This is a genomic window from Burkholderia sp. 22088 (assembly GCF_052045915.1).
Lineage (GTDB): Bacteria > Pseudomonadota > Gammaproteobacteria > Burkholderiales > Burkholderiaceae > Burkholderia > Burkholderia cepacia.
On record NZ_JBQEPY010000011.1, the window covers coordinates 193,782 to 214,637 of the forward strand.

At 66.4% G+C, this 20,856-nt stretch carries 15 protein-coding genes and 1 pseudogene; 10 read left to right on the forward strand and 6 right to left on the reverse strand.

Annotation, left to right across the window (positions count from 1 at the left end):
- Positions 1-1,616 precede the first annotated feature (1,616 nt).
- Genes ACTJLD_RS22370 through ACTJLD_RS22390 form a run of 5 tightly spaced genes read left to right on the forward strand, consistent with a single transcriptional unit; the run spans position 1,617 to position 8,079 of the window.
- The gene (locus tag ACTJLD_RS22370; RefSeq protein ID WP_027789516.1) at positions 1,617-1,970 is read left to right on the forward strand and encodes a hypothetical protein; all 354 of its coding nucleotides are present in this window, start codon (positions 1,617-1,619) and stop codon (positions 1,968-1,970) included.
- The gene (locus ACTJLD_RS22375; RefSeq protein WP_059698653.1) at positions 1,963-2,970 is read left to right on the forward strand and encodes a UDP-glucuronic acid decarboxylase family protein; all 1,008 of its coding nucleotides are present in this window, start codon (positions 1,963-1,965) and stop codon (positions 2,968-2,970) included. Before ACTJLD_RS22370 ends, ACTJLD_RS22375 begins: the two co-directional genes overlap by 8 nt.
- Positions 2,967-3,956 (forward strand): UDP-glucose 4-epimerase GalE, encoded by a 990-nt coding sequence (gene galE / locus ACTJLD_RS22380; RefSeq protein ID WP_060205076.1) that lies wholly within the window; start codon positions 2,967-2,969, stop codon positions 3,954-3,956. The genes ACTJLD_RS22375 and galE overlap by 4 nt, the downstream gene beginning before the upstream one ends.
- Before the next feature lie 35 nt (positions 3,957-3,991).
- On the forward strand, positions 3,992-5,395 hold the full coding sequence (locus ACTJLD_RS22385; RefSeq protein ID WP_124533219.1) for a UDP-glucose dehydrogenase family protein: 1,404 nt from the start codon (positions 3,992-3,994) through the stop codon (positions 5,393-5,395).
- A 26-nt stretch (positions 5,396-5,421) separates the two neighbouring features.
- Entirely contained in the window at positions 5,422-8,079 is a 2,658-nt protein-coding gene (locus ACTJLD_RS22390; protein ID WP_440659710.1) for a glycosyltransferase family 2 protein, read from the forward strand.
- 37 nt (positions 8,080-8,116) lie between these two features.
- Here ACTJLD_RS22390 and ACTJLD_RS22395 read toward each other — a convergent pair whose 3' ends face one another.
- Positions 8,117-9,040, reverse strand: a complete 924-nt coding sequence (locus tag ACTJLD_RS22395) for an AraC family transcriptional regulator (RefSeq protein WP_027789521.1) — start codon at positions 9,038-9,040, stop codon at positions 8,117-8,119.
- A 181-nt stretch (positions 9,041-9,221) separates the two neighbouring features.
- Here ACTJLD_RS22395 and ACTJLD_RS22400 point away from each other — a divergent pair, with 181 nt between their 5' ends.
- Complete coding sequence (locus ACTJLD_RS22400; protein ID WP_021162969.1) at positions 9,222-9,683, forward strand: (2Fe-2S)-binding protein; 462 nt, start codon at positions 9,222-9,224, stop codon at positions 9,681-9,683.
- Positions 9,684-9,685: 2 nt separating this feature from the next.
- Positions 9,686-11,896 carry a xanthine dehydrogenase family protein molybdopterin-binding subunit gene (locus ACTJLD_RS22405; protein ID WP_119337948.1) on the forward strand — a complete coding sequence of 737 codons (2,211 nt, stop codon included), beginning with the start codon at positions 9,686-9,688 and terminating at the stop codon, positions 11,894-11,896.
- Positions 11,897-12,117: 221 nt separating this feature from the next.
- Here ACTJLD_RS22405 and ACTJLD_RS22410 read toward each other — a convergent pair whose 3' ends face one another.
- On the reverse strand, positions 12,118-12,261 hold the full coding sequence (locus tag ACTJLD_RS22410) for a hypothetical protein (protein ID WP_230948742.1): 144 nt from the start codon (positions 12,259-12,261) through the stop codon (positions 12,118-12,120).
- 405 nt (positions 12,262-12,666) lie between these two features.
- Here ACTJLD_RS22410 and ACTJLD_RS22415 point away from each other — a divergent pair, with 405 nt between their 5' ends.
- Both ACTJLD_RS22415 and ACTJLD_RS22420 read left to right on the forward strand, forming a co-directional pair.
- Positions 12,667-13,065, forward strand: coding sequence for a winged helix-turn-helix domain-containing protein (locus ACTJLD_RS22415; RefSeq protein WP_027789523.1), 399 nt, complete (start codon positions 12,667-12,669; stop codon positions 13,063-13,065).
- A 507-nt stretch (positions 13,066-13,572) separates the two neighbouring features.
- Positions 13,573-13,764 (forward strand): annotated as a pseudogene (locus tag ACTJLD_RS22420) (lytic transglycosylase); the annotation flags it as partial.
- Positions 13,765-13,783: 19 nt separating this feature from the next.
- On the opposite strand, the gene asnB reads toward ACTJLD_RS22420, so the two are convergent.
- Together asnB and ACTJLD_RS22430 are read right to left on the reverse strand one after the other, a co-directional pair.
- Positions 13,784-15,751, reverse strand: coding sequence for an asparagine synthase (glutamine-hydrolyzing) (asnB, locus tag ACTJLD_RS22425; RefSeq protein WP_124671767.1), 1,968 nt, complete (start codon positions 15,749-15,751; stop codon positions 13,784-13,786).
- Between the two features lie 277 nt (positions 15,752-16,028).
- On the reverse strand, positions 16,029-16,862 hold the full coding sequence (locus ACTJLD_RS22430) for a helix-turn-helix transcriptional regulator (RefSeq protein WP_059698639.1): 834 nt from the start codon (positions 16,860-16,862) through the stop codon (positions 16,029-16,031).
- 284 nt (positions 16,863-17,146) lie between these two features.
- On the opposite strand from ACTJLD_RS22430, the gene ACTJLD_RS22435 reads away from it, so the two are divergent.
- On the forward strand, positions 17,147-18,052 hold the full coding sequence (locus tag ACTJLD_RS22435) for a helix-turn-helix transcriptional regulator (RefSeq protein ID WP_321879019.1): 906 nt from the start codon (positions 17,147-17,149) through the stop codon (positions 18,050-18,052).
- Between the two features lie 115 nt (positions 18,053-18,167).
- On the opposite strand, the gene ACTJLD_RS22440 is transcribed toward ACTJLD_RS22435, so the two are convergent.
- Entirely contained in the window at positions 18,168-19,814 is a 1,647-nt protein-coding gene (locus ACTJLD_RS22440) for an NRAMP family divalent metal transporter (protein WP_027789528.1), read from the reverse strand.
- A 116-nt stretch (positions 19,815-19,930) separates the two neighbouring features.
- Entirely contained in the window at positions 19,931-20,068 is a 138-nt protein-coding gene (locus ACTJLD_RS22445; RefSeq protein WP_177203587.1) for a hypothetical protein, read from the reverse strand.
- Positions 20,069-20,856: the final 788 nt, after the last annotated feature.

The window sequence follows — 20,856 nt, forward strand, 5'->3', positions numbered from 1 at the left end:
TCTGTTTTTTGCGAATTTGGCCAGACGAAGCTTAGTCTCGTGTTTTTTGGTTATCCAAATTTTTTTGGTAGGTGTTTTCTATTATTTTTATGAACATTGGATTTATTAAAAAAACACAATCGGCCTGACAAGCCGGAAAGATGCAGACACATTTCCGGCCCGCGATATTCGATACCCCGCCGGTCGGCGTGCCGGCACGCGGCACTCCATTCCGGAATCGAAAATTCGCGAATACATTAACCACCGCAAAATGCAGCGACGTTGAAAATACACCTTTTATTCAGGCGACAACGGGCCTGCATTGCAGCCAGGTGGCATGTCGTCTCCCTGAGCTGTCGACGAAAGGTCTTCCGGATAATCCGGCCGACGGTCGTTCGATCTAATCCGGCCGGCGCCGGCATGGGCCAGGCGCGATCGAAGCGGCCCCGCACGGCCGAAGACGAATCGGCATCACGCTGTCCGGCACGAACAGCCTGATCCATCCCGATGAACCGAATGAAAGTGAGTATCGCTGTCGCCCGACTGCCGTGCGGCGCGACAACCGCGCCAGCACGCGAAGCGCGCGGCGGGCAAGAAACCGGGACAGCGCAACCCGCGATGCTGGCACAGCGTCGCGAGCGTCACCCCGGCCTTTCCGACTACCCCACTGATGCGCAAAGTACGCGCCGATCAACCTACAGCTTATGGTCTTCATCGCCGTTTCCCCGACTGCTTATTGACGAGTTGGCCGCCCCACCTGTTCGTTGCTTCGTGTCGACCGCCCGCCGGTGCGTCCAGTACCGCAAGCAGCGTGCCACTCGTTATTCCACCGGAGATTGCACACGGCAAACGGCCGCCACGGCTGCCTGCATCGCCAGGAACGACATTTTTTGTTTCAGGAATGTATCGTAATGGCGGTTCGACACCTCCGGCGCTTGTCGGGCGCCGCGACGCAACTGCCGGATTTGACGGACGAATCCGGCTCGCAGGCGTGCGCCGGATGGTCAGATGAACGAGTGTTTCAAACTTGAGAAGCGCATGGCCGCGCAGGGCCGGCGGAGCCGGCATTTCGGGTTGCGAACCACCGGTCGACGCGCGTACGGCCCCTGCCGTGCCATCACAAACGAGAATCGATTCGCCCGGCACAATGCCCGGAGAGCCCGGTACATCAGCCTCCTGCATGCCGTCGGCACGCGTTTCTCCGGATGACCGAAACGAATTTGATTCATTCGTGAAAATACCGACAGGATCACGCTCTACTCAAGCGTCGAAATAACCGTAAAAATTAAAACTTTCGTACCGGCGTAATAATTAAAACAAATGAAAACACGCGGCCTCGCCCGGACGCCACACAACATTTTTTCACTTTCATTCCCTAGCCTTTCATTCACCCGATCTCCAGATGGGCTGCACGTTCGAGAAACGTTTTAGTCCTTTATCCGCTCATTTCTCATTGATGAAACATTCCCGTTCAACACCTTCTTGACGAATCGAATCCCGCAAAAGCCTGATTTATCTCGTGTTTCGTCGTATCGAATCGCATCGATCCGGCAATCGACCTGCCTGCTTTTCTGGCCCCACGATTCACGCATGAAACAGAAGCGCGCATATCACGCTGCAATCTCGCCGCCGCGCCCGTGCGCATCGTGTCGACATCGTTCATGGCATGCCGATTGCCTGATATCCGGCTCTCACCGAGCGGCACGCCGTGGCACAAGATCACGAACGGCGGCCTGCTCGTCAATCAGCGTATCGGGGAAAAGGCGATGAAGATCACCACCGATCGATCGACGCTTGCGTCGTTCAAGCATCAACGGGGTAGTCAGCGAAACCGGAGCGCCTGTCGCGGCGCTTCGTCGACATCCGCACATGCGAACCGGCGCTTGCCGAAGCGACACCCGTGCAGCGGGATGGAACGCGTGCGCGCCGCCGTCGAACTGATCGACGTGTGGTTCCCCGAGCTGAACGACGAAGGTGAAAGCCATGAATGACAGGGTCACGCTCGAGACGCGCGCCGGGCAGCGTGTCCTCGTCACGGGCGGCGCCGGCTTTCTCGGCAGCTATGTATGCGAGCGCCTGGTCATGGAAGGCGCATCCGTCACGTGCATCGACAGCCTGCTGACGGGGCGCAAGCTCAACGTCGCCGATCTGAAGGCGTCCGGCCGCTTCGAGTTCGTGAAGGGCGACGTCTCGCTCGGCCTGCCGCAACTGCAGGTGGACGAGATCTGGAATCTCGCGTGCGCGGCATCGCCGCCCACCTACCAGATCGATCCCGTCCACACGATGATGACGAACGTGCTCGGCATGCACCACTGCCTCGCGCTCGCGCGCAAGACGGGCGCGCGCGTGTTCCAGGCGTCGACCAGCGAGATTTACGGCGACCCGGCCGTGCATCCGCAGACGGAAACCTATCGCGGCAACGTGAACACGATCGGCCCGCGCGCGTGCTACGACGAAGGCAAGCGCGCGGCCGAGGCGCTGTGCTACGACTACTACCGCATGCACGGCATCGACGTGCGCGTCGCGCGCATCTTCAACACCTACGGCCCGCGGATGTCGCCGCGCGACGGCCGCGTCGTGTCGAACTTCATCGTCGGCGCGCTCAACGGCGCACCGCTCGAAATCTACGGCGACGGCATGCAGACACGCTCGTTCTGCTTCGCGACCGATCTCGTCGACGGCTTCTTCTGCCTGATGAGTGCCGAGCGCAACATCGGCACGCCGGTCAACATCGGCAACCCCGGCGAATTCACGATGCTCGAACTCGCGGAGAAAGTGCTCGCGATGACGGGCTCGAAATCGGAGATCCTGTTCCGGCCGCTGCCGATCGACGATCCGCACCAGCGCAGGCCCGACATCTCGATCGCGGCGGCCGAGCTCGGCTGGCGGCCGGCCATCGATCTCGACGAAGGGCTGCGCCGGACCGTCGACTATTTCAGCCGGGAACTGTGGCTCGAACCGGTGCTGCGCATGACCGGGGCCACGGCATGAAGGTGCTCGTGACAGGCGGAGCGGGCTATATCGGCAGCCATACCTGCAAGGCGCTCGCGGCCGCGGGACACGAGCCGGTCGCCTACGACAATCTGTCGACCGGCCATCGCGACGCCGTTCGGTGGGGGCCGCTCGTCGCGGCCGACATTCTCGATCGCGACGCGCTGTCGAAGGCATTCGCCGTGCATCGGCCCGACGTCGTGATCCATTTCGCCGCGCTCGCCTACGTCGGCGAATCGGTGCTCGCGCCCGAGCGCTATTACACGGTCAACGTCACGGGCACCTGCACGCTGCTGAGCGCGATGCGCGCGGCCGGCGTCGGACGGATCGTGATGTCGTCGTCGTGCGCGACGTACGGCATTCCGGATGCGCTGCCGATCTCGGAACGCACGCCGCAGCGGCCGATCAATCCGTACGGCTTCACCAAGTACGCGATGGAACGGATGGCCGCCGATTTCGAGCGCGCGTACGGAACCAGGTGGGTCGCGCTGCGCTACTTCAACGCGGCAGGCGCGGACCCTGACGGCATGATCGGCGAATGCCACGAACCGGAAACGCACGCGCTGCCGCTCGCTATCCGCGCGGCACTCGGCACGGGCGACGCGTTCCAGGTGATGGGCACCGACTACCCGACGCCCGACGGCTCGGCGATTCGCGACTACGTGCACGTGAGCGACCTCGCCGACGCGCACCTGCAGGCGACCGCCTATCTGTGCGGCGGCGGCCACAGCGTCGCATTGAATCTCGGCACCGGCAAAGGGACGTCGGTGCTCGACGCACTGCGCGCCGTCGAAGCCGTGACGGGCCGCCGCGTGCCGACGGTGACGGCCGCGCGCCGCCCGGGCGACCCGCCCGAGCTGTACGCCGACGCCACGAAAGCCGCGCTCGTGCTCGGCTGGCGGCCGCGTTTCACCGCGATCGAACCGATGGTCGAACACGCCGCGGCCTGGTTTCAGAAAGCACTGCAAGTCGAATCCGGCAAGTGAGCAAGTTTCCTTGAACGCCACCCAGGGGAATCACCATGAATGTGCGGATCGCCATCGTCGGCACGGGTTACGTCGGGCTGGTGAGCGGCGCGTGCTTTGCGGATCTCGGGCATGACGTCGTCTGCATCGACAACAATCGCGGCAAGATCGACGCGCTGAACGAAGGCCTCATGCCGATCTACGAACCGGGCCTCGACGCACTCGTCGCACGCAACGTCGAACGCGGCACGCTGCGCTTCAGCAGCGACCTCGCGGCGAGCGTGCGCGATCGCGATGCGGTATTCATCGCGGTCGGCACGCCGACGCTGCCGGGCACCGACCAGGCAGACCTGCAGTACGTCGAGGCAGCCGCGCGCGAAATCGCGTCGAACCTGACCGGTTTCGCAGTCGTCGTCACGAAGTCGACGGTGCCGGTCGGCACCAACCGGGTCGTCAAGCAGATCGTCGAACGCCACGCGCCGGCAGGCGTCGACTCGGCGATCGCATCGAATCCGGAATTCCTGCGCGAAGGCTCGGCGATCGACGATTTCATGCATCCGGACCGCGTCGTGTTCGGCGCCGAGCATCCGCGCGCGATCGAGATCATGAAGGCCATCTATGCGCCGCTCGAAGCGACGGGCCACCTCGTGCTCGCGACCGAGATCGAAACGGCCGAACTCGTGAAATACGCGGCGAATGCGTTCCTCGCGGTGAAGATCAGCTACATCAACGAGATCTCGGACCTGTGCGAAGCGGTCGGCGCCGATGTCGAACTGGTCGCGAACGGAATGGGCCTCGACCGCCGCATCGGCGCATCGTTCCTGAAGGCCGGCCCCGGCTGGGGCGGCTCGTGCTTTCCGAAGGACACGCGCGCGCTGAAGGCGACGGCCTCCGAACACGCGGTGCCGCTGCGCATCGTCAGCGCGGCGATCGAATCGAACGCGCTGCGCAAGGAGCAGATCCTGCGCCGCATCGAGAAGGCCTGCGGCGGCTCGATCAAGGACAAGCGCATCGCGGTGCTCGGCCTCACGTTCAAAGGCCAGACCGACGACGTGCGCGAAAGCCCGAGCATCGACGTGATCCAGTTGCTCGTCGGCGCGGGCGCGCATATCCGCGCGTACGACCCGGCGCGTCCGCACGAAGCGTCGCGGCTGCTGCCGCAGGTGTTCATGGAGGGCTCCGCGATCGACGCGGTGCGCAGCGCGGACGCCGTCGTCGTGATGACCGAATGGAAGGCGTTCGAGGCACTCGATCTCGCCGACCTCGCGGATCACATGGCCGACCCCGTGATGCTCGACATGCGCAACCTGTTCAGCGAACGGCTGGCCGTCGACAGCGGCTTTCGCCGCTATGAACGCGTGGGCCGCTCGTGCGGCGAGCGCACGCCGGCGGCCCCGGCACCGGAACAACAGCACGCCAGCGAGGACACCCGGCCGCAACGCGGCCTGCTTCAAGACTGATGATCTGACCTTGACGGGAGAGCACCATGAAGAAGCTGGTTGCGTCGCTTGCGGGCGGCTCCGTGCCGGATACCGCCGATACCGCCGAACCCGACACCGAAGCCGTTCGCACCGACTCGCAGCAGGCAGACGTCCCGCTCGTCGTCCCGTTGATGGACAGCGGGACCAGGATCGTCTTCCACATCCTCGCGCTGTGCTGGTTCGTCGCGCTGGGCATCTTCTGGCGCTGGTGGCTGCGCGACGAGCACTACGTCGACGCGTTCCGCTTCGGCGTCAACTGCTTCGTGCTGTTCTGGACCACCTTCATTCCGGGCTACTTCATTTTCATCATCCGCTCGGCGGTCGTGCCGAACCCCGCGCTGCCGGTGCCGCGCGACTGGCGCGTCGCGATGGTCGTCACCAAGGCGCCGTCGGAGCCGTTCGACATCGTCCGCACGACGCTGCTCGCGATGCTCGACCAGACCTACCCGCACGATACGTGGCTCGCCGATGAAGACCCGTCGCCCGAGACGCTCGACTGGTGCCGCGAGCACGGCGTATTCGTGTCGACGCGGCGCGGCATCGCCGCGTACCACCGCGCGAGCTGGCCGCGCCGCACCAAATGCAAGGAAGGCAATCTCGCGTACTTCTACGACATGGTCGGCTACGACAACTACGATTTCGTGTCGCAGCTCGACGCCGACCACGTGCCGACCCGCACCTATCTCGAGGAGATGCTGCGGCCGTTCGTCGATCCGAAAGTCGGCTACGTGTCGGCACCGAGCATCTGCGACAGCAACGCGGCCGGGAGCTGGAGCGCACGCGGGCGCGTGAACGTCGAGGGGCCGCTGCACGGCACGATGCAGGCCGGTTATGCGGGCGGCCTCGCGCCGCTGTGCATCGGCTCGCACTATGCGGTGCGCTGCCGTGCGCTGCGCGAGATCGGCGGGCTCGGGCCCGAGCTCGCCGAGGATCACTCGACCACGATGATCTTCAATTCGAAGGGCTGGCGCGGCATGCACGCGCTGAACGCGATCGCGAACGGCGAAGGGCCGCGCACGTTCGGCGACCTCGCCACGCAGGAGTTCCAGTGGTCCAAGAGCGTGATGATCATCATGCTGCGCTACACGCGCCACTATTTCATGGGGCTGCCGCTGAAGCTGAAGGCGCAGTTCCTGTTCTGCCAGCTGTGGTACCCGCTGTGCGCGCTCGCGATGGCCGGCAGCGTCGTGATTCCGGTCGTCGCGCTGCTCACCGGCCGCGTGTGGGCGCACGTCGACTACCTCACGTACCTCACCTACGCGCTGCCGCTGGCCGTGCTGCTCCTGTGCGTCGTGACGTGGGCCACGCATTCGACCCAGTCGTGCCGCCCGCTGAATACGAAGCTGCTGTCGTGGGAAGGGCTGTCGTTCGTGTTCGCGCGCTGGCCCTGGGTCGTGCTCGGCTGCGCGTCGGCGGTGTTCGACTTCGTGCGCGGCAAGGAATTTCCGTTCAAGGTCACGCCGAAGGGCGGCACGATCGAACAGGACGCGCCGCTGCGCGTGGTCGCGCCGTACCTGCTGATCTCGCTGTTCTGCAGCCTGCCCGTCGTCACGGTCGAGAACCCGCGCAATGCCGCGGGCTTCTATCTGTTCTCGACGCTGACGAGCATCCTGTATCTCGTGATCGCGGCCGTCGTCGCGGTGAATCACGGCAGGGAGCAAGGGCTCGAATGGTCGGCGTTCCGGCAGATGTTCTTCAGCCGCCTGCCCGTGCGCAACGCGCTGTTCGTGTTCGCGCTCGCGATGCTGCTCGCGGGCATCGGGCTGCGCGCGCCGAAAGGCTGGCAGGCGATGATGTGGCGTTCGGGCCTGCCGGCCGTGGTCGCGCCCGCGCCGGGCGAACCGGTGAAGCAGCCCGAACTCGGCGCATACGATCCCGACAACACGCTCGCGGCCAACCGGGATCTCGCGTTCGACCATGTGTTCGTGTCGTGGAACGCGCCCGACATCCGCGCGGAAATCGACGCAGCCTACCGGAACGCGCAGGCACGGAACCGCTCGCTGATGCTGACCGTCGAGCCCTGGGCGGCGGGCGACACGCGCCCAGGCGCACTGCTCGCGGATATCGCGCTCGGGCGCTACGACATGCGGATCGCGGCCACCTGCTCGGCGCTCGCCGCGTTGAAGGGCCCCGTGTTCGTGCGCTGGGGCCACGAGATGGAGGCCGACACCGGGCGCTATCCATGGGCCATCGGCGATGCGCCGGCCTACGTGGAGGCGTACCGGCGCGTCGTGACCACGTGCCGCACGATGACCGACCAGCTCCGCTACGTGTGGTCGCCGGCCGGCAACCGCAACCTCGACGACTATTTTCCGGGCCGCGGTTATGTGGACGCCGTCGGCCTGTCCGTGTTCGACTGCCCGCGCTGCGCGATCTGGCCGGCCGGCGGCCATGCGTCCGCCGCGAGCATCCTGCGGACCAAATACGAGCGGGTGACCGATTACGGGCTGCCGGTGATGATCACGGAGCTCGGCGTCGACGGGTCCGGTTCGCGCAAGCGCGAGGCGCTCGACGAACTCCAGCGGTCGCTGTGGCGCTATCCGCTGCTGAAGGCGGTCGTGTATTTCAACGCGGTCGATACGCCGGGCGCGTGGCCGGCGCATTACGTGCCGGACTGGCGGATCGCGCCGACGTTCCTGCAGACGACGGTGGTCGCCCGATGAAATGACCGGCGACCGGCCGCGCGCCGGCTGCCGGCCGTCAGCCGAGCAGTTCCTTCTTCCGCAGCTGCACGACGTCGCGCATCGGCGGCGCGCCGAACAGCCGGCTGTATTCGCGGCTGAACTGCGACGCGCTTTCGTAGCCGACGACGGCCGCCACCGACCCGACATCGCCGCCCTGCCGCAGCAACAGCCGCCGCGCCTCGTGCAGCCGCAGCTGCTTCTGGTACTGCAGCGGGCTCAGCGTCGTCACGTGCTTGAAATGGTGGTGCAGCGACGACACGCTCATGTTGACTGCCTGCGCGAGCGACTCGACGCGCATCGGCTCCGCGAAGTGATCGCGGAGCCATTCGATCGCGCGCGCGATCCGGTGCGTCTGGCTGCCCGCGATCGCCATGTGCCGCAGCCGCGTGCCCTGCCCGCTCGTCATCAGCCGGTACAGCAGTTCCTTTTCGATCAACGGCGCGACGACCGGAATGTCGGCCGGCGTATCGAGCAGCCGCGTCAGGCGCAGCGCGGCATCGAGCAGCGGCGGCGTGAGCTCGGCGAGCGCGATCCCCTCGCCTTCGGGGCCCGCGTCGGGTTCGGGCAGCCGCATCTCGGCCGCGAGCTCGACGATGCGCTGCGGATCGAGCGTCAGCGACAGGCACAGGTAAGGCGCTTCCGGCGACGCGTGCGTCACGCGCGACAGGATCGGCAAGTCGATCGATGTAATCAGGCAATTCTGCGTGTCGTACTCGTAGGCCTGGCCGGCGACGATCACGCGCTTCGCGCCCTGCGCGGCGATCACGAGCGCGGCCCGCGACACGCCGCAGCCGAGATCGACCGGCCGCGAGTGCCGGTGCAGCATCAGGCCCGGCACGGCCGTCGAATGCGAGCCGTCCGCCGGCGCGAAACGGCCGATCAGCGTCGCCAGCTCGCGCCGCCCGGATTCGCGCGACGTCACGATATCGGTCATGTCCATGACACTTCCTCGATAGATTTCCTCATGTCGCGGGAGCATAGCGAAACCGCCCGGAGCCTGCCGGGGATTTGCAGGATTGTTCAATAAATTTGCAGGATTGGGTAGACGCAAAAGCCGGTGCCTCGCGCACACTGCCCGCTAACCGGGCGCATGCCGGGTTTTCCCCACGGAGACAATCAAAATGCCTACCTCCTTTGTCCTGAACGGCAAGAACGTCACGCTCGACGCCGATCCGTCGATGCCCGTCCTCTGGGCGATTCGCGAACACGCGGGACTGACCGGCACGAAGTTCGGCTGCGGCATGGCGCAGTGCGGCGCGTGCACCGTGCATCTCGAAGGCCAGGCCGTCCGCTCGTGCGTGCTGCCGCTCGCCGGCATCGCGGGCAAGCACATCACGACGATCGAAGGACTGCAGAGCAAGCCCGCGCAGGCCGTGCAGGCCGCCTGGGTCAAGCTGCAGGTGCCGCAGTGCGGCTACTGCCAGTCCGGCCAGATCATGTCGGCCACCGCGCTGCTCGAACAGAACCCGAAGCCGACCGACGCGGACATCGACGCCGCGATGAACGGCAACCTGTGCCGCTGTGCGACCTACGCCCGCATCCGGGCGGCGATCCACGACGCGGCCGCGACGCTGGGAGCCTGACCATGACGATCGAACTCGACAACACCGGGTCGGTGCGTCCGTCGCGCCGCACGTTCCTGAAGGCCGCGGGTGCCGCGGCCGCCGTCAGCCTGACCATCGGCTTCGAATGGGCCGGCCTCGGCCGCCGCGCGCTGGCCGCGACCGCGCCCGCCGCGGACTTCGCGCCGAATGCGTTCCTGCGCATCACGCCCGACGGCGCCGTCACGGTCATCGCGAAGCACGTCGAAATGGGCCAGGGTGCGTATACGGGCATCGCGACGATCGTCGCCGAGGAGCTCGACGCCGACTGGTCGACCGTGCGCGTCGAAAGCGCGCCGGCCGATGCGAAACGCTACGCGAACCTCGCGTTCGGCACGATGCAGGGCACGGGCGGCAGCTCGGCGATGGCGAACTCGTGGCAGCAACTGCGTGAAGCGGGCGGCAAGGCCCGCGCGATGCTGGTGTCGGCCGCGGCGGCCCGCTGGAAGGTTCCGGCCGGCGAGCTGACGACCGCCAACGGCGTCGTCACGCACGCGAAGAGCGGCAAGAAGGCCGCGTACGGCACGCTCGTCGCCGATGCGTCGAAGCTGCCGGTGCCGGACAAGGTCGCGCTGAAACAGCCGGCCGATTTCAAGCTGATCGGCAAGCGGATTCCGCGCGTGGACGCGTCGCCGAAATCGAACGGCACTGCGCATTTCACGCTCGACACGACCTTCCCTGGCATGCGGGTCGCGCTGCTGCAGCGCCCGCCGCGCTTCGGCGCCACGGTGAAATCGTTCGACGCGACGGCCGCCAAGGCCGTGCCGGGTGTCGTGTCGGTCGTGCAGGTGCCGGGCGGCGTCGCGGTCGTCGGAACCGGCTTCTGGGCCGCGAAACAGGGTCGCGACGCGCTGAAGGTCGAATGGGACGAAGCGCACGCCGAAAAGCGCAGCTCGGACGAGATCATGCGCGAATACCGGCAGCTCGCCGACAAGCCGGGCACGTCGGCCCGCAAGGACGGCGACGCCGATGCGGCGATCGCGGGCGCCGCGCGCAAGATCGGCGCGACGTACGAATTCCCGTATCTCGCGCACGCGCCGATGGAGCCGCTCGACGCGGTCGTCAAGCTGACGGCGGACAGCTGCGAAATCTGGGCCGGCGACCAGTTCCAGACGGTCGACCAGGCCAACGCGGCCAGGACGGCCGGCCTGAAGCCCGAACAGGTGCAGATCCACACGCTGTACGCGGGCGGCAGCTTCGGCCGGCGCGCGAACGCGTGGTCCGACTACGTGGTCGAGGCCGTGTCGATCGCGAAGGCGCTCGGCGCTGACGGCAAGCCCGTCAAGCTGCAATGGACGCGCGAGGACGACATCCAGGGCGGCTTCTACCGGCCGATGTACTTCCACAAGCTCGACGCGGGGCTGACCGCGGACGGCAAGCTGGTCGGCTGGCGCCACCGGATCGTCGGCCAGTCGATTCTCGCCGGCACGCCGTTCGAAGCGTTCATGGTCAAGAACGGCATCGACGCCACCTCGGTCGAGGGCGCGGCGAACCTGCCGTACGCGGTGCCGAACGTGTCGGTCGAACTCACCACCACCAAGGTGGGCCTGCCCGTGCTGTGGTGGCGCGTGGTCGGCAGCTCGCACACCGCGTATGCCGTCGAGGCGTTCATCGACGAAGCCGCGCACACGGCGGGCAAGGATCCGTACGCATTCCGCCGCGACCTGCTCGCGAAGGAGCCGCGCATGCGCGCGGTGCTGGACCTGGCCGCGCAGAAGGCCGGCTGGGATCCGGCCAAGCCGCTGCCGAAGGGCCGCGGGCGCGGGATCGCCGTCGCCGAGGCGTTCAAGAGCTATGTCGCGCAGGTGGCCGAGGTGTCGGTCGACGCGGACGGCAAGGTGAAGGTCGAGCGCGTGGTGTGCGCGGTCGATTGCGGGATCGCGATCAATCCCGACATCGTCGCCGCGCAGATGGAGGGCGGCATCGGCTTCGGGCTCGGCGCGGTGATGCACAGCGCGATCACGCTGAAGGACGGCCAGGTCGAACAGCGCAACTTCGACGGCTACCACGTGCTGCGCATCGCGGAGATGCCGAAGGTCGAGGTGCATATCGTGCCGTCGGCCGAAGCGCCAACCGGGGTCGGTGAGCCGGGCGTCGCGCCGGTCGGGCCCGCGGTCGCGAACGCGATCTTCGCGGCAACGGGCAAGCGGCATTACGTGCTGCCGTTCGATTCGGCGGATAGCGCGAAGGCTTGACGGCGGGGCGACACGCCGGCCGCGGGGCGGAGACGCCCTGCGGCCGGAGTTTTCAAGGCATCGCGGGAATGTCGTGCTGGTTCGAGCCGACGCCGCCCGACCTCGCGCGGCCCGTCGGCCCTCTTACTCCTGCTCGACTTCCGGCCAAAGCCTCGGAAACAGAAACCGGCGGCTGCTCAGCGGCAATCCGAACGAAAGTTCACCGCGATGCGAAGGCGAAGTCAGCAGAGTGCAGTCGCCAGCGGGGTATCGCGTACGGCAAGCAACCGCTGCGACGAATCGACGAGTTCGGCGGCCTGCTCGAGCAGCGGATCGTGTCCGCGATCTTCGGGAAACAACGGCTCAAAGGTGGCGACGGTCGTCATGCTTCCGTGCAGGGTTTCATGTAGGGTTCGATGTCGGCAAGTGTGGCCACTTATGTCACTGATTTATATGGATTTCCCATCGAACCATGTAGGGTTCGATGTCGTGTTCCCATCCCCTGCCGCCGATCCGGATCACGCGCATGTTGCCCCTGCGGCTCCCCCCGCGTTACGTCAGACGTAACGCCCGTAACGTCAGCCGCCGATGCTACGTAACAATCCTTCACCTTTGCTCGGACCCTTTCCCTACCCGCGGCACGCCACTCCTTGAAAATTCTTTTAAATTCAAGGCTACAGCGCCGTCCGCTCGGGTGCCGCCCCCTGTCGTGACGTGACGATCCCTTCCCTGGCCCGGAAGTTGCAGCACAGGACCCGCAAACACTCCTTTATGGACATGCGAGGGCCACCATGGATTGCAAATACCTGTACATCGACAACATAAAAATCAACTTCGTGCGCCGCACGATCGAAATCGACAACAAGATCGTCGACGTCACGCCGCGTGAATTCGACGTCGTCGAATTCCTGCTCGACAACATGAACAAGATCGTGCCGCGGCAGGCAATCCAGGAAGCCGTGTGGGGCCGTGAACTCGGTGTGTCGTCGCGCACGCTCGACACCCATATCTCGCGTATCCGCTCGAAGCTGCAACTCGATCACGACAAGAACCTGCGGATCATTCCGATCTATGCGGTCGGCTATCGCCTGGTGCTGTTCGGTGCGGCGATGACGCACGTCGAGCGCCACGAAGCCGCGCCGATCCTGCGCGCGGCACCGCAAGCGGTGATGGCCGCCGACTACGCCTGACGATTTACCCGCGAGCCGCATGCATGCGGCTCGCCTGCGAGCTCCCCCCCAACCGCGCTGCGCCGATCCGCAGCGCTTCGCGGCACGCCCGTCGGGCGCGGCCCGCACGCCGCCCGGCCCGCCAGCCAGTCGCGACCCGACCGCCGCCTCCGGGCGGCGGTCGCTTTTGGGTGCCGGCGGCCGCACGACATCACGCTTCGTCCGCGTCGTCGCGTCCACTCGGGCCGCCGCCGATGCCCGCGACTACGGAATCCGGCGTGACACACGACCATCGCCGTCCCTACAATCGACCCGGTAGCTGCGCGCCCTCCGCGCCGCCGGCCCGGAACGAACGGAACGATCATGAAGATGCGCGATTCGCGAACTGCCGTCGCCTGCCATTGCGCGTTGGCCGCGCTGGTCGCACTCGTGTGCACCGCGCCGCCCGTTGCGCACGCGGCAAACGACACCACGCTTCACGTCGCGTCGATGACGCCGGGCGACCCGGATGACGGCAGCGCCGGTCGCGACACGCCGCCCGCGCGCCAGCGACGGATGGATGCCGCTGCGACCACGCCGCCCGATCGCGCGCGCCGCCAAGCTTCGCCGGCGGCTTCCGCCGATCCGCCTTCGTGCCATGCGCGGCCCGTGATGACGATGTGTCGCGGCCTGCACTCGAACGACGCGAAGCGGCGCTGCATGCGCTGCCTCGATCAGTAACGACGCGCAGCGCGCCGCCTCATGCGGCGCGCTGCGCCTCCAGCCACGCCTGGAACATCAGCACCGTCCACAGCTGGTGCTGCCAGTTCATCCGGCCGGTCACGTGCTGCCGCCACAGACGTTCGACCGCGTCCGCATCGAAATAGCCTTCCTCGCGCAACCGCGACGGCCGCAGCAGCGCCTCGGCCCAGTCGCGCAGCGCGCCGCGCAGCCAGTGATCGACGGGCGCGCAGAAACCCTGCTTCGGCCGGTCGATCAGCGCGGACGGCACGTAGCGGTCGAGCAGCCGGCGCAGCAGCGCCTTCGATTGCCCTTCCGGCAAGCGCACGTGCGCCGGCACGCGCCACGCGAATTCGACGACGTGATGGTCGAGGAACGGCATGCGCGTTTCGAGGCTCACCGCCATCGCCGCGCGATCGACTTTCGCGAGGATGTCGGTCGGCAGGTACGTGAGCGTGTCGATCGCCATCGCCTGCTCGGCGAAGCTCAGGTGCGCGGGCCATGCGGATACGGTGTCGAGCGGCGTCGCCGGCTCCTGCCCCGACAGCGCGAGGCGCTCGGGATGATGCACCGACGACATCAGCAGCCGGTACAACCCGATGCGGCTCTCGGCGGTCATCACATGGCCGAGCTTGTGCAGGCGATCGCCGATGCGCGCCGCCGATTCGCGTGCATCCACGCCGCCCCACGCCCCCTGCGCGACGGCCGCAAGCTGATCCGCGTGATCGGGCCGCAACGCATGCAGCGCGGCGGCGATCCGCGCGCGCACGGCGCCCGGCACGCGATGCAGCTTGCGCCACAGGCGCGGCGTCAGGAAGTAGCGCGTGTAGCCGCCGAACAGCTCGTCGCCGCCGTCGCCGGACAGGCTCACCTTCACGTGCCGACGCGTCAGCTCCGACACGAGAAAGGTCGGGATCTGCGATGCATCGGAAAATGGCTCGTCGTAGATCGACGGCAGCTTCGGCACGACGCCGAGCGCGTGGTCGGCCGTGACGTAGAGCTCGGTATGGCGCGTGCCGAGATGGCGCGCGACGGCCTTCGCATAACCGGCCTCGTCGTAGCCGGCCTCGTGGAAGCCGATCGTGAACGTATCGACCGGTGTCGACGATTGCGCCTGCATCAGCGCGACGATCGTCGACGAATCGACGCCGCCGGACAGGAACGCGCCGAGCGGCACGTCGGCTTCCATCTGCCGCGCGACGGCCTGGCGCAGGACCACGTCGAGCTGGCCCACCGCGTCGTCGGCACTGCCCTCGAACGGCTCCGCGCGACCGTCCTCGATCACCTGTTCGAGCGTCCAGTACGCACGCAGGCGCGGCGTGTCGCGCGCATGCTCGAACTGGATATACGTGCCGGGCGGCAGCTTGTGGATGCCGCGATAGATCGTATGCGGCGCGGGCACGCTCGACTGGCGCAGGTACAGGCACAGCGCATCGCGATCGATCGCGCCGTCGAAGCCCGGATAGCCGCGCAGCGCCTTCAGTTCGGACGCGAACACGAGCGCGTCGCCGATCCGGCCGTAGTAGAGCGGTTTTTCGCCGATCCGGTCGCGCGCGAGCGTCAGCACCCGCGATGCCCGATTCCACAGCGCGAACGCAAACATGCCGGTCGCGCGCCGCAGCGTCGCGTCGACACCCCACGCGACGATCGCCGCGATCAGCACCTCGCTGTCGGAGTGGCCGCGCCACGCCGGTGCGCGCCCCGCGCGCTCGAGCTCCGCGCGCAGTTCGCGATGGTTGTAGATTTCGCCGTTGAAGACCATGACGTAGCGACCGCACGCGGATGCCATCGGCTGTCGGCCATGTACCGACAGGTCGACGATCGCGAGCCGTCGGTGGCCGAGCGCGATGCCGGCCTCCGGGTCGACCCAGATCCCCTGCCCGTCCGGCCCGCGATGCGCAAGGCTCGCCGTCATGCGCGCGAGCGTGCCGCGCGCTGTCTCCTCATCGCAGGCGACGCTATTCAAAAAGCCGTCGATTCCGCACATTGATTTGTCTGCCCCTGTTGACCAGTTCCGTCACGCACGGCGCAACCTCGCGGCCCGCCATCCGGCGTGACGACCGGGCCATATTACGAAGAAATAAATCAGCAATAATTCATAGGTGAACTCGCCAATCACTCGAAAAAACTACTGTCAAGCATCGTGTGCGCGGCGCGCCGGCGCGCGCGGCCGCAGCAGCCCGTCGGGCCGGCCACGCACGGGCCGGCCCGACGGTCATCGGTCACGGGGAAAAAACGGGGACGAACGCGGCGGACGCGCGGCGTCAGGACGGCAGCCGGCGGGCCGCCAGGTAGGCGAGCTGCGCGCGGTTCTGCACGTTGAAGAGTTTTTCGAGCGAGCGGATATGGTGGCCGACCTTGTGCAGCGACGTACGCAGCGCACTCGCGATCTCCTGGTCGGACAGACCGTGCACGAGGCGGTCGAGCACCTGTAGTTGCTCGTCGCCGAGCGCGAAGCCGCGCATGCGCGCGATGCGTGCCTCGAGGAACGGCAGCGCGACACGATGCACCGCGAGGCTGACCGACAGCGCGCCGCCGATCACGCGATCGTCGATCCATTCGGTGCCGTGCGTCTCCGACGTCACGTTCACCGCGACACGCAGGTCGAGGCGCGGCGCCGACAGGCCGAACAGCACGCCGCTGTTCATCGCGTGCGCACGCAGATGGCCGGCGAGCGCCAGCATCTTGCGGTCGCCGCTGCCCTGCGCGGCCGCCTCGATCTCGTCGAGCTGCCACGCGACCGGAAAGCCGCTCTGCCGCACCTGCGCGAACCGCGGGTCGCTCTCGTAGAGCATGCCCTCGAAAAACGGCTGCATGAACGTCGCGGGAGCGAGGTCGCGAAGCAGGTGCGCGCACAGGATGCGCCGCCCGATCATTTCGAAAGCGCCGTAACCGAGCGTACTGAAACCGATTTGCCGCAAGCGCGCATGGCACTGCGCGAAATCGACCAAAGCCGGGTCGGTTTTACCGAATTCGATTTGCGCGCCGGTAAAAACGTCGTTCCCGATTGCCTGATATTCATTCGAATAAGCCGCGGCCGTTGCGATATCGGCCTGCGAAAACCACTCGACGCGTGGTGCGCCGTCAGCGTATGTCATGAGGAGCCCGCCCTTTCCCAATATGTGAACCTGCGCCCCGTCACGATCTGGTCTTGTCTCGATGGATTTTCTGGTCTTCGTTATTTGCGTGCGAATAGGAATCTTCCGCCGCCATTAGTATTACGGCATATTACGCGTACACAAGCGTTTTTGTACAATGCCCCCGCGCTGCGTCATGGATGACGATCCGCGCATATCACACCGATGCTCGATCGCACCGCCGCGACGGCCGTACACGATACGGCCGCCGTCAGGCGAGATGCGTCGATTCCGAGGGATGGCACATGTCCGACATTGCATTGCATGAAGAAGCGGTCGCCTCAACCTTTCCCCGCCCGTCGCACGGGCTGAGCGCGTGCCCCGACGCGCTGCGGGAGCGCCCCGTGCAGGTCGTCTGGTGCGACGACGTGAAACGCGGCGACGTCACGCAGCCGCACGCGCCGAAACTCGGCGTGGCCGATACGCTCGCGCACGCGCAGAGCACGGCCGAGCGCAGCCGGATCGTCGCAAGCCTGCTGCACCTGACGGGTTTCTCGACGTTCGCGTACTTCGCGCTCGAATTCGCGCACGAGCGGGTCGAAAGTCTCTACCTGCACGAAGCATTCACGCCGTCCACCTATCGCGGCGACTACGTGCGCCACCACCATCACGACGTCGATCCGCGCACGCTCGGCGCACGCGTGTGCAACATGCCGATCGTGTGGGACCTGCAGCAGTTGCGCCGCGAACACCGCGAGCGCGACGCCGGCCCGCGCGCGACGCCGGCCGCGCTCGACGGCTTCCTGCAGACGATGCAGGACGACGGGATGTGCAGCGGCATCATGTATTCGATGGCCGTGCCCGGCACGCGGCTGCATGCGTTCATGAGCTTCACCGCGCCGCGCCGCACGCGCGAATGGATCACGCCGGCGACGATCGAGCAGGCGCTGTCGATCGGGCTGTCGGTGCACAAGTTCGCGTCGCCGCAGCTGATCTCGACCTCGCGCGAGCGCGCGGTGAACGGGCTCACGCCGTTCGAGCAGGAACTGCTGATCGGCATCGCCGAAGGCGCATCCGACAAGGAGATCGGCCGGCGCCTCGACACCAGCGCGCACAACGTCGACTATCACCTGCGCAAGCTGCGCAAGCGCTTCGGCGTCGCGAACCGGATCCAGCTCACGTACCTGACGTCGAAGCTCGAATTGATCTGACCATCGCGCGGCGCGTGCGACGTGCCGCAAGCAAGCGCGTAAACGCACATGCCGGCCACGGAGGCCGGCATGTGCGGGCTGCGGCGCGGCGCCGCTTCCTGGCAGACGGCCTGCGTTACTTCAGCAGCGTCATCTGCACCACCTTGACGATCACGAGACCGACCGCGATCACGAGATAGCCGCGCAGCACGGCCATCCAGATTCGCGTCGCCAGCGTCATGTTCTGCGGCTCGAGCGTATCGAGCGGCGGCATGCGCCACGTGTCGCGCAACGTGCGATCGATGGCCGGTTCGATCACGCGCTTGTTGCGACGGATCAATACCGTCGCGATGTAGCCCGTGATCGCGAGCACGGTGCCGCCGACCAGCACGTCGACGATCGCTTCGCCGCTGATGTCCGGATACATCACCGACGCAGTGAGGATGATCGACAGCAGCACGAGCACCCAGATCACCGCACCGGTGAACACGTTGAGCTTCGTCGAGTTGACCCACGGGCCGAGCACCTGGCGGTCGTTGCACAGCACCAGCAGGAACACCGTCGCGCTCGGCAGCAGCACGCCCGCGAGCGTCTGCACCGCTTCGGTCAGCAGGCCGAGCGGGCTGCCCGGAATCAGCACCAACGTGGCCGCGGCCGCGACGATGCCGAAATACACGAGATAGAACCCCTTCGCATCGGACACGCCGCGGTGCAGTGAGTGACGGATCTTGAACACGTCGCCGATCGCATAGGCCGTCGACAGCGACACGGCCGCCGCGCCGATGATGCACGCGTCGAGCAGCGCCACCGCGAACAGCGTTGCGCTCGTGCGGCCGGCATACTTCTCGAGGCCCGCGATGATGCCGCCCGCGTCGGCGAAGTTGCCGGCTTCCGGATGCCCGTTGAACAGCGCGGCGCTGAAACCGATCATGGCGACCGCACCGATCAGCACGAACGCGATGCCGATCCACAGGTCGGCCTTTTCATACTTCATGAAGCGCGGCGTGATGCGCTTGTCGATCACGTAGCTCTGCTGGAAGAACAGCTGCCACGGCGCGACGGTCGTGCCGACGATGCCGATCACGAGCAGCATCACGTCCGACAGCTTCGCGTGCGCGGGCCAGTTCGGCACGAAGAAATCGCGCGTCATCTGCGCGACGGGCGGATGGATCGACACGAGCACCGGCACGAGCAGCAGGCTCAGCACGCACAGCCCGATCGCGAACCGCTCGAATCGCCTGAAATCCCCGGTACTCACCGCGGCCATGGTCAGCGCCGCGGCCACGCACACGCCCGCGACCTTCGGCAGCCCGAAGAAATCCAGCACGAACGTGATGCCGATGAACTCGGTGACAATGGTGAGCGCATTGAGCAGGAACAGGTCGATCACGCTGAACGCGCCCCAGAACTTGCCGAAGCGCTCGAAGATCAGCCGTGCGTGGCCGACACCTGTCACCGCGCCGAGGCGCAGCACCATTTCCTGGTTCACGTAGAGCACGGGCACGAGCAGCAGCAGCGTCCACAGCAGCGTCGTGCCGTAGTTCTGGCCGGCCTGCGTGTAGGTGCCGAATGCGCCGGCGTCGTTGTCGCCCACCATCACGATGAGACCCGGGCCGATGATCGCCAGCAGCGTGCGCAGGCGCGCCCACCACGAGCCGCGCGTGCCGGTGTCGTGATGCGCGATCGTACCGAGCGCACCGCGGATGTCGCCAAGGTGGGCCTCGTCGAGCACGGCGGCGCGTTCGACGGCGATCGGTGGAGAAACGTTGGATGGCGTGGACATGATGTGTTCCGTACGGCTAATGGTTATCTGGTGAGCGTGCGACCTTGGGATGCGCGCGGGGCGACCGCCCGATGGCGGCCGCGCGTGCGCATGCCGAGGCGCGCTCGGCGCTGCTTTCAGCAGATCAGCGATTTCAGCCGGTTCAACAGGCGGGAGAACACCCGCGGACGAGCGTCGAGCATCAGCATCGCGTCGTAGTGGTTGCGCGATTCCGTGACGTGCGGGAGATTCGACAGCAGAAGGCCGAAGTTCATGGTCTGGCTCCGTGCGGCGACGGCAAGCGTGCCGGCCGCGTGGTGGGCGCGGGGCCAGTCCGGAGCCTGAACGACGTGCAGGCTAGTCGGCCGGATTGTCCCTGCGACCCGGGTTCAAAAGGGTCTGTGCGTGCAACGGGCATAAGGGACAACTGTCACTGTCGTTCATGGCGGCTCCTGTGCGGTGTTCCGGAGAACACGGTTGACCGCCGTCAGGCGTGCGGGCCGGCATTCGCGCGCCGGGGAAAGGCGTGCGCGAACGCGGCCGCCTGCCGGGCGGCGGTGAAACCGGGCGGCGCATGCGAAAACGCATCACGCTAACCGGCGCGAATCAGGGTGCACGTAGGAATTTGCTGCGGAATACTGCTGCGCGCACCGTTTGCCCGGGGGACAAACGGCGGCTTCGATGAGGCGCGGACGTCGGTCGCTCAGGCGGAAATTTCGTTCGAAGATCGACTACTGCAGGCGTCCAAGGCGGCGGCCCCAAGAGTGAAGATGCCGGATTCTATGGACGGCCCGAAAGTGAAGTCAACCCCGCCAAACCCCATTTCCCGAAATAAATTTCCGCCTTCGCGGCACTGAAAGAATTGCCCTTGAAACGACGTGCCGAAACCTTTCAGCGCGTCATGTCACGGTCACCATCCGATGTGTGCGAACAACGGCGCGGCACCCGGCCGTCGCCTCGTCGTGGCGGCCTCGCACCCTCGCGCTCCACGGCGATGCATCCGCCACGCACGGCGCCTTTCATGCGTTTTTTACTTGCACTGCAGCAAACGACGCGAATACAA

What these genes read in the sequence shown, in the direction of transcription:
- ACTJLD_RS22375 (WP_059698653.1), top strand. Translation starts at nt 1,963, where the DNA reads ATGAATGACAGGGTCACGCTCGAGACGCGCGCCGGGCAGCGTGTCCTC.
- galE (WP_060205076.1), top strand. Translation starts at nt 2,967, where the DNA reads ATGAAGGTGCTCGTGACAGGCGGAGCGGGCTATATCGGCAGCCATACC.
- ACTJLD_RS22385 (WP_124533219.1), top strand. Translation starts at nt 3,992, where the DNA reads ATGAATGTGCGGATCGCCATCGTCGGCACGGGTTACGTCGGGCTGGTG.
- ACTJLD_RS22390 (WP_440659710.1), top strand. Translation starts at nt 5,422, where the DNA reads ATGAAGAAGCTGGTTGCGTCGCTTGCGGGCGGCTCCGTGCCGGATACC.
- ACTJLD_RS22395 (WP_027789521.1), bottom strand. Translation starts at nt 9,040, where the DNA reads ATGGACATGACCGATATCGTGACGTCGCGCGAATCCGGGCGGCGCGAG.
- ACTJLD_RS22400 (WP_021162969.1), top strand. Translation starts at nt 9,222, where the DNA reads ATGCCTACCTCCTTTGTCCTGAACGGCAAGAACGTCACGCTCGACGCC.
- ACTJLD_RS22405 (WP_119337948.1), top strand. Translation starts at nt 9,686, where the DNA reads ATGACGATCGAACTCGACAACACCGGGTCGGTGCGTCCGTCGCGCCGC.
- ACTJLD_RS22410 (WP_230948742.1), bottom strand. Translation starts at nt 12,261, where the DNA reads ATGACGACCGTCGCCACCTTTGAGCCGTTGTTTCCCGAAGATCGCGGA.
- ACTJLD_RS22415 (WP_027789523.1), top strand. Translation starts at nt 12,667, where the DNA reads ATGGATTGCAAATACCTGTACATCGACAACATAAAAATCAACTTCGTG.
- asnB (WP_124671767.1), bottom strand. Translation starts at nt 15,751, where the DNA reads ATGTGCGGAATCGACGGCTTTTTGAATAGCGTCGCCTGCGATGAGGAG.
- ACTJLD_RS22430 (WP_059698639.1), bottom strand. Translation starts at nt 16,862, where the DNA reads ATGACATACGCTGACGGCGCACCACGCGTCGAGTGGTTTTCGCAGGCC.
- ACTJLD_RS22435 (WP_321879019.1), top strand. Translation starts at nt 17,147, where the DNA reads ATGTCCGACATTGCATTGCATGAAGAAGCGGTCGCCTCAACCTTTCCC.
- ACTJLD_RS22440 (WP_027789528.1), bottom strand. Translation starts at nt 19,814, where the DNA reads ATGTCCACGCCATCCAACGTTTCTCCACCGATCGCCGTCGAACGCGCC.
- ACTJLD_RS22445 (WP_177203587.1), bottom strand. Translation starts at nt 20,068, where the DNA reads ATGAACTTCGGCCTTCTGCTGTCGAATCTCCCGCACGTCACGGAATCG.